Below are 16,592 nucleotides of genomic sequence, written 5' to 3' on the forward strand. Positions count from 1 at the left end.
AGTAGGAATGATCACATGGCTGCAAATGAATTAGTTGCGAAAACTTATGATTTAGTGAATATTCATGATATTGAAGAAGCAAAATCAATTGTTAGTAAATACGCTCGTCGTACGCCATTAGTTCAGTCTATGTTCCTAAGCCGTAATGTTGTTGGCGGGGATGTTTATTTAAAGCTCGAAAACATGCAACTCACTGGTTCGTTTAAGTTCCGTGGCGCAAATAACAAGATCAATCATTTGACTGACGAAGAGAAGAAACGTGGAGTTATCACGGCTTCAGCTGGGAACCACGCTCAAGGGGTTGCACTTACTGGTAAATTGCTTGACATCGAAACTACTGTTGTAATGCCTGACGAGGCGCCACAAATGAAACGCGATGCAACAGCTGGCTATGGTGCCACTGTTGATATTCATGGCGCTACATTTGACGACGCACATCAGTGGATGCATGAACGGGCTGAAAAAGAAGGTAAGACGATCGTTGACCCATTCAATGATAAATATGTTATCGCGGGCCAAGGGACAATTGGACTTGAAATTCTTGATGATCTTTGGGATGTTGATACAGTAATTGTTCCAGTTGGTGGTGGCGGCATGATCTCTGGTATTGCCACGGCTGTTAAATCGTTCAACCCGTCTATCCATGTTGTTGGTGTTCAATCGGAGAACGTTCATGGTATGAAAGCTTCCGTTGACGCTGGTCATATTGTGACCCATCACGATGACTTTACACTTGCTGATGGCACGGACGTTGCCACACCTGGCGATTTAACTTTTCCAATTGTTCAATCACTAGTTGATGAAATTGTGACGGTTAGTGAAGAGGAGATCGCAACTGCTATGAAAGATCTCTTGCAACGTACCAAGGTTGTGGCAGAAGGTGCAGGAGCATTACCAACGGCTGCACTTGAATCTCACCGTATCGATGAAAAGTGGTTAAAAAACAAAAAAGTTGTCGCATTGGTTTCCGGTGGTAATGTGGACTTGGCACGTGTTTCTGGCATTATTGATCACTTCTTCTCACCAGTTGCTGCAGACGGTGGGATTGGCTAAAACACAGTATTTGTAGACACTTAAACGTTGTAGAAAAAAATTTGCATCTAGGATGTTGCACCTCTCGATGATGCGGCATTCTTTTTGTTTAATAATTAAGAAGGATGATTTCATATGGATGATGAGGGCCAGCAATTATCGCGGTCATTAAAGAATCGACACATTCAAATGATCGCTATTGGCGGGGCAATTGGAACGGGCTTATTTTTGGGATCGGGAACGGCAATTCGTGAGGCAGGTCCGTCAATTATCCTTTCATACTTAATTGCTGGGTGCTTCTGCTTCTTTTTAATGAGATCAATCGGCGAATTGTTACTTTCGGATACTAGATTGCATTCGTTTATTGATTTCATTAAAAGATATCTAGGTAATAGATTTGAATTTGTGACAGGTTGGACTTACTGGTTTTGCTGGATAACGATCGCAATGGCGGATCTAACAGCTTCAGGTATTTACGTCAAATTCTGGTTCCCAGATTTCCCTCAATGGGCAACACCACTGATAATCATCATATTGTTGATGCTAGTTAATCTGGTTAATGTTGGCTTATTCGGTGAAATGGAATCTTGGTTTGCAATGGTGAAAGTTGTTGCAATCTTGGCCCTTATAGCTGTTGGATTGTACCTGGTCGTGATCGGTTACAAGACGCGTTCTTCGATCGCAAGCTTTAGTAATTTAGTGAAGTATGGTGGATTTTTTCCAACAGGAATTTCCGGGTTTCTAAAGTCGTTTCAAATGGTTCTCTTTGCTTTTGTGGGAATCGAGATGGTTGGTCTCACAGCGGGTGAGACTCAGGACCCGGAGAAAAATTTGCCTAAAGCGATCAATAATCTGCCAATTAGAATTGGCCTTTTCTACGTTGGATCGATGATAATTATTATGTCAGTTTATCCTTGGAATAAATTGGTAGAGAATCAAAGTCCTTTTGTTCAGGTGTTTTCCGACATTGGCATACAATCTGCGGCCGCAGTTATAAACTTTGTCGTACTGACTGCAGCGATGTCAGCTTGCAATAGTGCAATCTTTAGTACCAGTCGAACACTGAGATCATTGGCAGTTGGAGGGAATGCTCCGAGGATATTTGCGAGATTGAACAAGCACCGTGTACCAAACAACGCACTACAGTTCTCCTCGGCCGTATTACTCGTGGTTGTAGTTTTGAATTATTTTATCCCAAAGGGTGTTTTTAATATTGTGTCTGGGGTAGCGACCTTGAACTTTATCTTTGTATGGTCTGTCTTAATACTGGCCCACTTGGCTTACAAAAAACGATCTAAACAAGAGGGGGTAAGAAATGCTTTCCCAATGCCATTCTTTCCATATTCAGATTATTTAACACTAGCATTCTTTGCATGCGTTTTGGTTATTCTTTTATTCGATTCAAGTACTAGGATTTCAGTTATTGTATCTTTATTATGGTTTGTATTGATGTTTGGAACTTTTGAAGTGTACAAAAGATATAAAAAATCTCAAACGAGGTGAAAATGATGGAAAGTAAAGGAAGTTCAGAGACTAGCGGCGGGCTAAAGAAGACAATTGGCTTTTTCCCGGCACTGTCTACAGTTATGGGAACTGTCATCGGCACCGGTGTGTTCTTCAAAGCCGCCGCCGTTACTCAGTCCACAGGAACAGTTAGTTTAGCAATGCTGGCTTGGTTTCTCGGTGGTGTTATTACGATTTGTGCTGGTTTAACAGGTGCAGAATTAGCCGCCGCCTTTCCAGAAACAGGTGGATTAACTCGATATATTGAACATACTTACGGTGGATTTTGGGGCTTTCTCGCAGGCTGGGCACAGGCCATTATTTACTTCCCTGCGAACGTTGCGGCAATTGCCATAGCATTTGGAACCCAGTTCGCAAATCTGTTTGGTTTACAACAGAGTTGGATTGTGCCAGTTGCAATGATTACAGCGCTTTCACTAGTCTTAGTTAACTGGATCAGTGCTAAGGCAGGTGGTTGGGTTACATCTGTTGCATTAGTTGTTAAACTAATTCCGTTGGCATTAATTGTGTTATTAGGATTTTTCCATTCTGGCGGAGTCAATTTTTCACTATTTCCAGTTGTTGCCGGTCCACACCGTGCCTTCTGGAGCGCGCTCGGTAATGGGCTGCTTGCAACAATGTTTGCTTACGATGGCTGGATTCATGTCGGAAACATTGCAGGAGAAATGAAGAATCCAAAAAAGGATTTACCCAAGGCCATTGCACTTGGTATTGGACTTATTATGGTTGTATATCTGCTAGTTAATGCAGTATTTCTGTACGTTGAGCCAGTTAGTCATGTGGCAGGCAATCTAAACGTTGCTTCAGATGTCGCTAAGGTTATCTTCGGAGGTATGGGTGGTAAATTTGTCACAATTGGTATCTTGATTTCTGTTTATGGTGGTTTGAATGGATATACAATGACTGGAATGCGAATCCCTTATGTAATGGGCATTGAGCATAAATTACCATTTGGAGATGTTTTCGCAAAATTAAACAAAGCTGGTGTTCCTTGGGCAGCAGGCTTGATTCAATATATCATTGCATTTGTAATGATGTTATCTGGACAGTTCGATGCAATAACGAATATGTTAATCTTCGTCATCTGGGTATTCTATTGTATGGCTTTTGTCGCCGTTATTATACTTCGTCGCAGACAGCCAGAACTGAATCGACCATACAAGGTTCCATTGTATCCGTGGATCCCGCTGATTGCACTAATAGGTGGTTTATTTATCCTGATAAATACATTATTTACTCAATTTGTGACGACTGCAATTGGAATTGTTGTAACTGCAATTGGTATTCCTATCTACTTCTATCTCAAGAAAAAATGGCATTACGATGAAAAAACAACGAAATAAAATGCAATTATTCTATTGACAACGTTATTAATAGTGTTATTGTGAATGCATCAACAAGATATGTTGGTTTTGGAGACAAGACATTTTAGACTTCAAAGGAAAGAGATTGCAGATCATCGGCTGAAAGTCTGCTACTTTGAAATAAAATGCTACTACTTCATTACACCGGATTCCGATATAAGGTTTCCCGTTCTGCTCACGTTAACAAGCAGTAGAGGTGTTTGAACCTATTCTAGATGAGGTGAGAGCATAAACCTGGGTGGAACCACGTTGTTTAAAAATTGACGTCCCTGGCACGAAATAATGTGTCAGGGACTTTTTGTATACTTTTAATTATAAAGGAGAAGATATTATGGCTGATATTCAAATTGTTTTCCCTAATGGAGCTAAAAAGGATGTATCAGATGCTTCGGACGAAGCACTCCTTGCTTTACGCAATACTGCTTCTTATGCGTTGGCATATGTTTTAAAAGATTCATTTGCAGGAATCAGACTTGGAGAATTCGGTGTCAACGACGATGGATTTTTTGTCGATTCTGACAAAGACGAACGGCAAGTTTCGGAAGACGAGCTTGAGGGACTACAAAAGCGTATCGCCAACCTTGTGGATAATAAACGCCGTCTTTCATTTGTATCCTTAAATGAAGGAGAGGCAATTGAGCAGGCGAAAGATGACCCTTACTCTAGCGAAATTGTGAAAAGAAGAGCTCAAGAAGGCAAAGTTGAGTTTTTAAAAATCTCTGGTCAGTTGCTTCCTGCAAATGATGATGCCATTATCAGTGATTTGAAGGTGTTATCTATCTTTAAATTGTTATCAGTTGCTGGTGCTTATTGGGAAGGCAAATCTAGTAATCCAATGTTGCAACGAATTTATGCAACTGCTTTCTTTAAACAGAGTGACTTAGACGCAGATCTTGAAAGACGACAAGAGGCGCGCGAACGTGATCATCGTGTAATCGGTAACGACCTTGATCTATTCTTTGTTGACCCTAAAGTAGGCGCCGGATTGCCATATTGGATGCCAAATGGATCAACTATCCGTCGAGTGATTGAAAGATACATCATTGATAAAGAAGTTGCCCACGGTTATCAGCATGTTTATACCCCTGTGTTGATGAATTTAGATGTTTATAAGACTTCTGGTCACTGGCAGCATTATCGTCAGGACATGTTTCCACCAATGGACATGGGAGATGGCGAGCAACTTGAGTTACGACCGATGAACTGTCCTTCACATATCCAAATTTTTAATCACCATATTCGCTCTTATCGCGAACTACCGATGCGAATTGCCGAACTTGGGATGATGCACAGATATGAAAAGTCTGGGGCGCTATCAGGGCTTCAGCGGGTTCGCGAAATGACTTTGAATGATGGTCATACTTTTGTAGCTCCGGAACAAATCGAGGATGAATTTAAAAATATTTTGAGACTAATGGTTGAGGTATATGCTGATTTTAATATAACTGACTATTCATTCCGTTTAAGTTATCGTGATCCGAAGAACACCGAAAAATATTTTGATGATGATGCGATGTGGAATCAAAGTCAGGCAATGTTAAAATCTGCTATGGATGATATGGGTCTTGAATACTATGAAGCTGAAGGAGAGGCTGCCTTTTACGGCCCTAAGTTGGACGTGCAAACTAAAACTGCTCTAGGAAATGATGAAACATTATCTACCATTCAGCTGGACTTTATGATGCCAAAGCAGTTTGATTTACACTATGTGGGAGCAGATGGTGAGCAACATCGCCCAGTTATGATTCATCGAGGACTTGTGTCCACAATGGAGCGATTTGTAGCATACCTGACAGAAATGTATAAAGGGGCATTTCCTACATGGTTAGCACCAAAGCAAGTTGAGGTTGTTCCCGTAAATGATGAAGCACATGGAGAATATGCTGAAAATGTAGCTAAATTATTGAACGCGGCCGGTGTTCGGGTTGAAGTTGACCATCGAAATGAGAAAATGAATTACAAGATTCGTGATGCACAGACTCATAAAATCCCGTATGTCTTGGTTGTTGGGGATGATGAAAAGTCTAATGATTCTGTATCTGTAAGAAAGTATGGAGAGAGTCGGTCTTCTACAATTGATAGTTCTGAATTCCTTTCCTCTATTTTGAGAGAAATTGCTGAGTACAGTCGAGAACAATAACATTTTTTTAATAAGTATCAAAATTGAGGTCCATTTCAAAGTCTTTTGAATTTTGAGATGGATCTCTTTCTATATTTCATGTTCGTTGCCATAAATCGCAAGTGACAGTGAAGTTTTAAAGGGTAAAAATTTGCCCTGATCAAAAAAATGAAAGCGCTTGACTATCTTTGAACAGGTTGATAATCTTAATGCATGTGGAATATTTCACGAATAATAGGAGCATGATGTGAAACGCTTAAAGTTAATAGTTTTTTTGCTAATTTTTTCCCTTTTCTTCATCGTTGCTTTTAGCAAGCTTATTCAAAGAAAGCAATTAGTAATGACGCCGAAATCAGTTCTAAGGCAAATTACGATTAGAGAGAATTTGACTTTTTTTAAACACATTCAACCGAAAGAAAATGACAATTCTTTTTCCGATAACCTGATAATTATGAAAACACAGAGAAATTCTCAGCTCACATTTAAAAGTAAGAGGATTATGAGTGAGCATTTCTACCTTGTGAAGGTCATCGAGAAAAATGGGGATGGAAAATATTATGCATTTAATGCTAAAGAGACTACAATCCACAAAAGGGTTCCTCAAAGTGAAGTTAAAGAATTACGGTCCGAGTCTGCTCAAGGATTTGAATTTAGTACAATTTTCGATATCCTAAAATGACAAGGCAAAGGTCACAGTATTTTGAAAAAGATGATGAGACAGAATCTTATAGTGACGGAAGATTTATCTACTGTAGGCGCAATCTCTATGGGCTTAGCGATTCCGATCTTAGCAGCGCTAAATCAGCAAGTTTTTCCACTACCGACGATGGTACTTTCTTCTCAGACGGAAGGTTTTGACCTGCCACAGGCGGTCAACTTAACGAAGTGGTGGGAAAAGTCGGCCTATCTAATAAGTCAAAAAGCAAAAGTTAAAATTGACGGTGCATTGGTTGGCTATATAGGCTCAGTAGATGGATGCAGCAAGGTACGAACTTTTTTAGAAAGAACTAGTATATCTTTTGTTTTGGTGGATCCGGTGATGGGAGACAATGACGAATTTTATCCTGGGTTGTCAAATGGATATTTAAAAGAAGTTGCAACTTTAATCAAGTCCGCAGATATAATTACTCCGAATTTATTTGAACTTGGCAAGCTGAGTAATAAAAAGTTTGAAGAATTTCCAACTGACGGCGAGTTGTTGAGATCCGTCAATACACTCAAAAAAAGTTAGACCTGCATGCGCAAGTCGTTGTCACCGGTGTTCCAGAGAGCAACAGCATTGATACATGCATCATTGGAAACAATAAGGTTTTTAGAATCAAGGGAGAACGGATTGAAGGTCATTTTGATGGATCAGGAGATTTGTTTGCTGCAACGCTGACCGGTCTTTTGATGGCTGGCCTGTCGGTAGATGAGGCTGTTAAAGAGGCAGTATCTATCGTGACTAGTACAATTTTGGCGACAGCTAAGACTGATACTAAGCGTCACTTAGGCTTGAATGCCTCAGCTGCTGTAAGTGAATTAATAAAATTTCAAGAGAGTTATCTGTGTGGAGGTTTGCAAAGAGAGTATGAGTGAAATTCGAATTGATTTAAGTCAATTATTGGATGAATTTTTTTCGAAAGTTACATTTCCAGTCGACTCCATTTTTGTCGTGGGTTGCAGTACCAGTGAAATTCGTGGTGAATGGAAAGGAACTAATTCTAGCTTAGAAATTGGCCAAGTTATTGTGGAGACGCTACAGAAGTTTCTTGAGCCGCGCCATTTGCATTTAGCAATTCAAGGGTGTGAGCACATTAATCGAGCGCTATTAGTGGAACGTGAGGTTGCTGAACGAAATGGTTTAGATGTCGTGTCGGTCGTTCCAGCAATTCATGCTGGTGGTGGAACTCAAGTAGCTGGGTTCCAACAATTTAAAGATCCGGTTGAAGTTGAGCACATTACGGCAGCTGGTGGTATTGATATCGGTGGCACTGATATTGGTATGCATGTTAAATTTGTCCAAATTCCAGTTCATCTGCAGCATCGTGATGTCGGTGAAGCAAGAGTCGTTGCGTTACGTTCCCGGCCGAAGCTGATTGGTGGTCAACGAGCACAATACGAATTTACAGACAAAAATTTGGTAGATGCCCGTTAGTGGAGGACTACGATGAGAAACCAATCATCAAATCGTGGAGAATTGCGGAAATTAATGTTAACGGCAATGTTAGTGGCAGTTAACATTGTAGTTAGCCGTCTATTCATTATTCCGGTACCAATGACTCACGGTAATATTAATTTATGTGATGCCGGAATCTTCATTGCTGCCTTAGCGCTCGGTCCGCGGGTTGGTGGCTCGGTTGGTGCACTAAGTGGCTTTTTATTAGATCTGCTTTCAGGCTATGCTCAATACATGTTCTTTTCACTGATCATTCATGGAATAGAAGGCTTCTTAACTGGCTATTTAGTTCGTCACTTTTCTGGCATAATAGCTCGCTTGGCTGCACTGATCTTTGGCGGACTAGTTATGGTGGTCGGGTATTTCATTGCGGATTCGTTGTTGTATGGACCAGTCGTAGGTCTTGTTGGGCTAGCCACCAATCCGATTCAGGCGATTGTCGGTGGAGTTGTAGCTTGGCTGGTTGCACCCAGGGTTCAACCGTATTTGGCCAAAAATTAGTATTTTTTAAGGTAGAAGGATCATTATAGAGAGAAAATGTTTTTGGAGTATCTATAGCTATTAAAAGCGTCAGTAGGACGGTCTTTGAAAAATCTGTCCCTGGCGCTTTTTAAGTAGTCTTTATTTGTCGTGTTGAAGTTGTTCAGCGATTTGAATTGTTCTATCGACTAGAATTGACTGTGAGTCAACAATTGGAAGGTTCACGCTAGGGTTTCGATAGTTGGCTAATGACAGTTCTGTGCAACCTAGAATGACAACCTCGGCACCTAACTGAATCATTTCTCGTATTAGATCATGAAATAGTTCTCCATCGACGAAGTTTTGGCCTTTAATTTGATCAAAGATCAAATTGTGCAGGCGGTCAATCATGCTTGCAGTCGGATGGATGGCTTGCAGACCAAATCTGAGTAATTGTTGATCGTATATCCCATCAGCAATTGTGCCTGGCGTGCCAAGGAGACCAACTTTTTTAGCTGCCGGGAATTCCTGAACAATAGCCTTCACTGTCTCTTCAGGCATGTTTAGAATTGGGGTATCTGTTAGTGCTTGTAATTGGTCAAACCAAAAGTGCGCCGTATTACATGGGATTACAAAAAAATCTGGGTGCAAAGTGTCCATTTGTTCCCAGTCTTCACTTAATTCAGGGAAAGGATCGGCACTTAATTCTTCAATAATATAACTAGAACGAACGGAAATTGTTGCGTGGTTAAATAATACATAGTTAAAATAGTCCTAATCTTTAGTAGCAGCGGTTCGATCATTGATCAAATGAATGAAATTTTCAGTGGCTTGGGCACCCATACCACCTAAAATACCAAAAAAATTTTTCATAATTAGTACTCCTATAAAATATAACCTCGTTTTAATAATATCATAATGTTAGATTTTTTGCGTTAGATAGCGAATTGAGTAGGTTAAGACTATGAGTATTCACTAAAAGTCAGGATCACTTTGAAATGCAGAGCATTTACTGCATACATTAAATATTTTTTCTTATGTGCTTGTCATGGGTCAGAGATTATTGGCGCCAGTGATTACGAAAGGTGGGTAATTGTTTGATAAGTAGTTTTACTATAAGCGGTATTCAAGTATGCGTACCTTCAATTAGGTTTTGAGTTCAAATTAATTATCGTGCACTATGTGTTTATTTATGGTGCACAAAATATCTGTCTACTAAAAAGCACATACCATCTATTTCCTATCATCCAGAAGTTGAGCATATCGAGGGGGGATGCCGGTATGGATATTGGTGACACTTTTATTGGTATGCATGTGCGTTTTGTTCAGATTTCTGTACGAACATCGATCAAAAATATCGGTCGCGCACATGTTAGCTTTATTCGAAGTAAGCCTAAATATATCGGTGGGGAACGAGCAATCTATCACAAACGAACCCAAGATTTACCCTCGGGAATTATCCCAATGACACAATGATTTTAAGTCACCGTTAAAATAGATGAGTTGGTATGATATGAAATGGTAAGCATGAAATTAAGTTTTGAATTATATGCCGAATCTGACCGTTAAAAGGGAAACTTGTTAAAATGTCAGGCCTTTTTCCCACTCGATTCACCGTCATTACTCAATTATCGCTGTTACACATCTGACAGATAAATTAGCCAAAAAGTTAATCACTAACGACTCGGCAAGCGCGTGGTTAGCGGATGTACGAAAGGTGTAACGTGTTTCATCAAATGAAACACGTTACACCTTTTTGTCGAGCGTTTTGGAAATGCTGCAAGCGCTTCCCGTTTGTTTGAGACCTCGTTAAGCTATTCACGTAATCCAAAGAAAAATTATTGAAAAGGGGCAAGACATCATGCAAAAACGTGATTTTATTGACACGAATACCTATACCAAGGAAGAAATTCAATACATGATCGATTTGGGAATTGCTATTAAGGTATCCATTAACGCAGGTTATTATCCGCAGCTTTTAAAAAATCGATCATTAGGAATGATTTTTGAGCAATCTTCCACCCGTACCCGGACCTCTGCTGAAGCAGCGATGACTGAACTAGGCGGACATGCTCAGTATCTGGCACCTGGGCAGATTCAACTTGGTGGACACGAAACGATCGAGGATACCTCTCATGTGCTTGGCAACATTGTCGACATTATTGGTGCGCGGGTGGAACGGCATGAGACAGTGGCCGAAGTTGGTAAGTTTGCTAAGGTGCCGGTTGTCAATTTCATGAGTGATTACAATCATCCGACTCAAGAGCTTGGTGACATCATTACGATGAGCGAACATTTGCCGGCCGGTAAACAACTCAGTGACTGCAAGATCGTCTTTGTTGGCGACGCCACCCAGGTCTGTGTTTCGACGATGTTCATGGCGACCAAGATGGGAATGGACTTTGTTCAATTCGGGCCTAAAGGCTTCCAGATTAAACCTGAAGAATTGGCAATCGGTCAACAAAATGCGGCTGTTTCAGGTGGTTCCGTGTTAGTGACGGAGGATGCTGACGAAGCCTTAAAGGATGCTGATTTCATTTACACCGATGTGTGGTATGGCCTGTATGAATCAGAGCTACCAAAAGATGAACGGATGCATATCTTTTATCCGAAGTATCAAGTCAACGCTGATTTGGTTGCCAAAGCCTCTGACCACGTGAAATTCTTGCACTGCTTACCGGCTACTCGCGGCGAAGAGGTGACTGATGAAGTGATTGATTCTGATTATTCACTAGTCTGGGAAGAAGCTGGCAACCGCAAGACCGCAATGCGCGCGATTTTTACGTACTTACTTAATCCATTGATGAAACATGCAACAACACAGGAAGCTGAGCAATTTCAGGCAACGCTTGATGACTTATTAACGCATCAAGTTGGCTAGCGGCTGACTAACACCTTGTTATCGAGCTTAACTTCTTCAAAGGGGAAGTGCGCAATGAAGAAAAATAAGAAAAAATTTAGACTGTTTGATGCCGTCCTAATGGCGGTAGTCGTGGTATTAGTGGTTGAATCGGCGGCGCCGGCTGCGGCGATTGGGCCTTCACAATTCTTCTGGTGGATTTTTCTATTGATCTTGTTCTTCATCCCTTATGGCCTTATTTCATCAGAATTAGGGACAACCTATGTCGGGGATGGCGGTCTATACGATTGGGTAAAACAGGCATTCGGGCGACGATGGGGTGGTCGTCTAGCTTGGCTTTACTGGATCAACTACCCATTATGGATGGCAAGCTTAGCTGTATTATTCTCCGAAGTTGCTTCGCAAATTTTTAAAGTTCACCTGAATATTGCTTGGACGATGGTGATTCAACTCCTGTTTGTGTGGACAGTCGTCTTACTAGGCAATAAGCCAGTTAGTGAAAGTAAATGGATCTTGAATTTGGCCGCGTTTGCCAAAATTTTCACCATCGTGTCGCTAGGCATTCTAGGCATTTATTTTGCTGCTACTAGGGGCCTGGCAAACGATTATACTGGCACTAATTTATTGCCGAAGCTCAATCTAGCTAGTTTAAGTAATTTATCAGTCATTATTTTCAATTTTCTTGGCTTTGAAGTCGTGGCAACGATGGCTGACGACATGGATCAACCGAAGAAACAAATTCCTCAGGCGATCATCTATGGTGGGGTACTCATTGCCTTCTTCTACCTATTGGCTGCCTTTGGAATGGGTGCGGCAATTCCGACCAATAAGTTATCAGCTTCGTCTGGATTACTTGATAGTTTTATCTTGATGATTGGTAAGATGAACTGGTTTGTCATTATTATCGGAATTATGTTCCTGTATATCCTAGCCTCAGAAATGGTCTCCTGGGCCTTAGGTGTGAACTATGTGGCCGACTATGCTGCCAAAGACCATGCGCTCCCGGCAGTGTTTGGTAAAGAAGACGCTAAAGGGATGCCGGTTGGTACTGGTTATTTGAACGGAGTCGTCGCATCTGTGCTCGTGATTGCGTCGCCATTTATTCCTAATCAAAACATCTTTTGGGCATTCTTCGCCTTAAATGTTGTTGCATTGTTACTGTCTTATACGATGATGTTTCCGGCATTTTTGAAATTGCGCCACAGCGATCCCCATCGTGATCGACCGTTTAAAGTTCCCGGTGGGCCAGGGTTAATTAACCTGATGACATGGATTCCGGAAGTCTTACTCATCGCCACCATTTTACTGTCAATCTTGCCATTAAATGGATCTAGCGAAGAAATGAACAATAAAATTCCCATCTTGATTGGTACGATTTTGGCATTGATTATTGGTGAAATTGTCGTCCGGGTCGCTGAGCATCATGAACAACATTCTGATTTAAAACAAGCTAAGTAGAAAGGAAGCTAATTAATATGAAGACTTTATCAAGTACTCCTAAACAAGATGGTTACCGGATGCCTGCTGAATTTGAAACGCATCAGGGTGTGTATATTTTATGGCCACAACGACCTGACAATTGGCGGAATGGAGGTAAACCGGCGCAACACACGTTTGTGGATGTCGCAACCGCAATTTCAGAATTCGAACATGTGACGGTCGGGGTTAATGATGATCAGTATGAAAATGCGCGCACGATGTTGCCTGATCAGGTCGAAGTGGTTGAGATTTCAAACGACGACTCGTGGATCCGCGACTGTGGCGCGACCTTTGTTAAAAACGATCAGGGTGGATTACGCGCAGTTGACTGGACGTTTAACGCTTGGGGTGGCTTAGTTGACGGACTGTACTTCCCTTGGGACAAGGATGATCGAGTCGCTCAGAAGATGGCGGAACAAGAACGGGTTGACCGTTATCGCTTAGACGACTTCATCCTTGAAGGTGGTTCGATTCATGTCGATGGTGAAGGAACTTTAATCACGACAGAAGAATGTCTGCTCTCAGCAGGACGCAATTCACAATTATCAAAAGAACAAATTGAAACGGTGTTGAAAGAACATTTAAATTTGGAAAAAATCATTTGGCTAAAGAATGGTATCTATCATGATGAAACCAACGGTCACGTGGATAATATTGCCAATTTTGTTCGTCCGGGGGTGGTCGTCTTGGCTTGGACAGACGATGAGATGGATCCGCAATACAAGATCTCCCAAGAAAATTTGGCAATTCTCGAACAAGCCACAGATGCAAAGGGGCGCCAAATTCAAGTTGTGAAATTAAATGTGCCGAAGCCAGTGCTCATCACGAAGGAAGAAAGCGAAGGTGTGGATGCGGTGGATGGTACACTGCCACGCCAAGCAGGTGATCGGTTAGCGGCTAGTTATGTCAATTACTACACGGCTAATGGCGGCATTGTTTATCCAACCTTCGACGACCTTGCCGATGATAATGCCAAAAAAGTCCTAGCAGACTTGTATCCAGACCGCAAAATTGTTGGGGTGCCGGCTCGTGAGATTCTATTAGGTGGTGGCAATATTCACTGCATTACCCAACAGGTCCCGAAAGCATAGGTGATTGTAAATGACAGGTCGAAGAATTGTAGTTGCGCTTGGTGGAAATGCGATTTTAACTAAAGACGCTAGTGCTGCAGCCCAACAAGCGGCACTTCGGCAAACTGCGCAATCGCTGGTGCAATTTGTTGAGCAGGGGGATGAATTAGTTATTTCTCACGGAAATGGTCCACAAGTTGGCAACCTATTGCTTCAACAGGCAGCCGGCGCTACACCACAAAATCCGGCAATGCCAATTGATACAGCGGTGGCCATGACTCAAGGAAGTCTCGGTTATTGGTTACAAAACGCCATGGATGAAGCTCTGAGTGAACAAGGTCTAAACAGAGTGGTTGCAACCGTGGTGACCCAGGTGGAAGTTGACGGGAACGACCCGGCGTTTACGGATCCGTCTAAACCCATCGGACCTTTTTACGATGCCAGTGAAGTCGCTAGTCAGCGAGCCCAACATCCTGAACAATCATTTGTGGAAGATGCCGGTCGCGGTTTTCGCCGAGTCGTGCCCTCACCCCATCCGATTAATGTAGTGGAAGCTTCAGTAATTGATCAACTCGTTGCCAATCAAGTGATTCCCATTGCTGTTGGTGGCGGTGGGGTGCCCGTCGTGCGGAAAGCCCATGGTTATGTCGGCAGAGAAGCTGTGATTGATAAGGATTTTGCCTCGGAAAAGTTGGCTGAGTTAATTCATGCAGACTTATTAATCGTGCTGACGGCGGTTGATAACGTCTACGTAAACTTTAATCAGCCTAATCAGCGGCGCTTGACTAACGTAACCGTCGCTGAATGTGAGCGGTATATCGCCCAAGATCAATTTGCCCGAGGGTCAATGTTACCGAAGATTCAAGCCGCAATTGATTTTGTGAATCACAGTCATGGTCAAGCAGTCATTACGTCATTAAAAAATGTCCCTAATTTTTTAAAGAGTGGTGCTGGTACGGTCATTTCCCAGGCAACCGTTAAGTAATAGGGAAGTCAGCTAAAAGTTAGCAGCAATTACGAAGCTATAAGTCAAAGAGCCTTTAAAAAGAAAACAACAGCTCATTTCTAATCTGAATAGCCAAAAAGCGGAACATCAGTCGGTAAGTGACTCCGCCTAAGGACGAAATGCGAACGATGAGGACTCATTCATCGTTCGCATTTCGTCCTTAGTGCTCGCTATTTGATTTGTGTCTCGTTCGGGACTGTCTTACACAAATGATCAGTTACATAAAAAGGGGCGGGTGCACTTAAACTAGGGACTTTTTTTGGTGTCAGTTAAAGTATTGTTAGAAGCATAGAAAGTGGGGAGCGTTGCTAATGAATCAAGGATTGAGTAAGGCAAGAATGGTGGCGGAATTTGAACCACAGCGAGATTTGTATATGATCTGGCCAGAGCGCCCAGACAATTGGCGTGATGGTGCCAAGCCTGCGCAAGCGGCCTTTGCCGACTTAGCGAACCTATTAGTTGGTTTTGAACCAGTCACCATGTTTGTATCGACGCGGCAATACCTGAATGCACGCAAGCGTTTGGTGAGTCAGATTCGCGTATTGGAATTAAGTAGCAACGACGTTTTTATTAAAGATACGGGACCGATTTATACGGAAATTGCTGGCCGATTGCAAGCGGTCAGCTTTGATTTTAATGCTTGGGGAGGTCTGCTGGACGGTCTGTACTTTCCCTGGGATCAAGACCAATTAATTGGTCAAAAAATGGCTGAATTGAATCGAATTCCTTACACGATCGACCATGATTTAGTCGTGGAAGGCTGCAGTATTTTAACTGATGGTGAGGGGACCTTGATTAGTACTGAGGATGTGCTGCTGTCTGAAGGGCGCAATCCGGGGCGGACGCGCGTTGAAATTGAGGGGGCATTTAAGCAGATCCTTGGCATCCAAAAAGTCATTTGGTTACAACACGGCTATTTTCTGGATGAAACCAATGGTGCGATCGATAATATGGTGAATTTTATTCAGCCAGGCGAAGTTGTTTTAACCTGGACAAATAATTCTGCAGATCCGATGTATACAACCGTGCGTGAAGCCGAAGCAATTCTCGCCAATACTACCGATGCCAAAGGCCGTTCCTTGAAAATTCATCATTTGTTGATGCCTGGCATTCAAAGAATTAGTCAGCAAGAAGCCAGTGGGATCGATCCAATCAACGGCTTGTTACCGAGAACGGATGGTCAACGATTGACGACAAGCTATGTGAACTTTATCACACTTAATCAGGCGATCATCGTGCCTCAATTTGATGACCCACAAGATTCAGTTGCACTGACAAAAATGCAGCAATTGTTTCCAGACAAGGAGGTTGTTCCTTTCCAAGCTCGAGAAATGATTTTAGGTGGTGGTAACATTCACACGATTGTTCACACTCGCCCTGATGTGAATGGATTGGGGGCTCGTTTATGAATTTTTTTGAAATTGTTGACGAACACATACAAAATTTGACCAGTAATGAACGCAAGTTATTTGATTACTTGGTGACGAACATGAACGATGTTAAGAATATGTCAATTCGATA

Annotated in this window: 14 protein-coding genes and 2 pseudogenes; 15 read left to right on the top strand and 1 reads right to left on the bottom strand. The window is 42.0% G+C overall.

The window, feature by feature from the left end:
• Positions 1-15 precede the first annotated feature (15 nt).
• The 9 genes from tdcB (at position 16) to AC27FN_RS00620 (ending at position 8,698) form a co-directional block, all read left to right on the top strand.
• Entirely contained in the window at positions 16-1,053 is a 1,038-nt protein-coding gene (gene tdcB, locus AC27FN_RS00580) for a bifunctional threonine ammonia-lyase/L-serine ammonia-lyase TdcB (protein ID WP_487166094.1), read from the top strand.
• Positions 1,054-1,167: 114 nt separating this feature from the next.
• Complete coding sequence (locus tag AC27FN_RS00585; protein ID WP_487166095.1) at positions 1,168-2,535, top strand: amino acid permease; 1,368 nt, start codon at positions 1,168-1,170, stop codon at positions 2,533-2,535.
• 5 nt (positions 2,536-2,540) lie between these two features.
• Positions 2,541-3,899, top strand: coding sequence for an APC family permease (locus AC27FN_RS00590; RefSeq protein WP_487166096.1), 1,359 nt, complete (start codon positions 2,541-2,543; stop codon positions 3,897-3,899).
• 352 nt (positions 3,900-4,251) lie between these two features.
• Positions 4,252-6,060, top strand: coding sequence for a threonine--tRNA ligase (thrS, locus tag AC27FN_RS00595; RefSeq protein ID WP_487166097.1), 1,809 nt, complete (start codon positions 4,252-4,254; stop codon positions 6,058-6,060).
• Between the two features lie 226 nt (positions 6,061-6,286).
• Positions 6,287-6,718, top strand: coding sequence for a hypothetical protein (locus tag AC27FN_RS00600; RefSeq protein ID WP_487166098.1), 432 nt, complete (start codon positions 6,287-6,289; stop codon positions 6,716-6,718).
• Positions 6,719-6,769: 51 nt separating this feature from the next.
• Positions 6,770-7,270 (top strand): bifunctional hydroxymethylpyrimidine kinase/phosphomethylpyrimidine kinase, encoded by a 501-nt coding sequence (locus AC27FN_RS00605; protein ID WP_487166099.1) that lies wholly within the window; start codon positions 6,770-6,772, stop codon positions 7,268-7,270.
• Between the two features lie 2 nt (positions 7,271-7,272).
• Complete coding sequence (locus AC27FN_RS00610) at positions 7,273-7,617, top strand: bifunctional hydroxymethylpyrimidine kinase/phosphomethylpyrimidine kinase (RefSeq protein WP_487166577.1); 345 nt, start codon at positions 7,273-7,275, stop codon at positions 7,615-7,617.
• The gene (locus tag AC27FN_RS00615; protein WP_487166100.1) at positions 7,610-8,176 is read left to right on the top strand and encodes a TIGR01440 family protein; all 567 of its coding nucleotides are present in this window, start codon (positions 7,610-7,612) and stop codon (positions 8,174-8,176) included. Before AC27FN_RS00610 ends, AC27FN_RS00615 begins: the two co-directional genes overlap by 8 nt.
• 12 nt (positions 8,177-8,188) lie before the next feature.
• A complete protein-coding gene (locus AC27FN_RS00620; protein WP_487166101.1) occupies positions 8,189-8,698 on the top strand; it encodes an ECF transporter S component in 510 nt (169 codons plus the stop codon).
• A 120-nt stretch (positions 8,699-8,818) separates the two neighbouring features.
• Here the strand turns inward: AC27FN_RS00620 and AC27FN_RS00625 are convergent.
• Positions 8,819-9,415, bottom strand: a pseudogene (locus AC27FN_RS00625) (aspartate/glutamate racemase family protein); the annotation flags it as partial.
• Between the two features lie 491 nt (positions 9,416-9,906).
• On the opposite strand from AC27FN_RS00625, the pseudogene AC27FN_RS00630 reads away from it, so the two are divergent.
• The 6 genes and pseudogenes from AC27FN_RS00630 to aguA (AC27FN_RS00655) form a co-directional block, all read left to right on the top strand.
• A pseudogene (locus tag AC27FN_RS00630) lies at positions 9,907-10,132 on the top strand (DUF436 family protein); the annotation flags it as partial.
• Between the two features lie 385 nt (positions 10,133-10,517).
• Positions 10,518-11,537 (top strand): putrescine carbamoyltransferase, encoded by a 1,020-nt coding sequence (ptcA, locus tag AC27FN_RS00635; protein ID WP_487166102.1) that lies wholly within the window; start codon positions 10,518-10,520, stop codon positions 11,535-11,537.
• A 54-nt stretch (positions 11,538-11,591) separates the two neighbouring features.
• The gene (locus AC27FN_RS00640) at positions 11,592-12,974 is read left to right on the top strand and encodes an APC family permease (protein WP_487166103.1); all 1,383 of its coding nucleotides are present in this window, start codon (positions 11,592-11,594) and stop codon (positions 12,972-12,974) included.
• Between the two features lie 17 nt (positions 12,975-12,991).
• Positions 12,992-14,086 carry an agmatine deiminase gene (gene aguA, locus AC27FN_RS00645; protein ID WP_487166104.1) on the top strand — a complete coding sequence of 365 codons (1,095 nt, stop codon included), beginning with the start codon at positions 12,992-12,994 and terminating at the stop codon, positions 14,084-14,086.
• Between the two features lie 10 nt (positions 14,087-14,096).
• Positions 14,097-15,050 (top strand): carbamate kinase, encoded by a 954-nt coding sequence (gene arcC / locus AC27FN_RS00650; RefSeq protein ID WP_487166105.1) that lies wholly within the window; start codon positions 14,097-14,099, stop codon positions 15,048-15,050.
• A gap of 332 nt (positions 15,051-15,382) precedes the next feature.
• Positions 15,383-16,480: an agmatine deiminase gene (aguA, locus tag AC27FN_RS00655; protein ID WP_487166106.1), complete on the top strand. Its 1,098-nt coding sequence runs from the start codon at positions 15,383-15,385 to the stop codon at positions 16,478-16,480.
• Positions 16,481-16,592: the final 112 nt, after the last annotated feature.

The organism is Furfurilactobacillus sp. W61-4 (assembly GCF_057545565.1).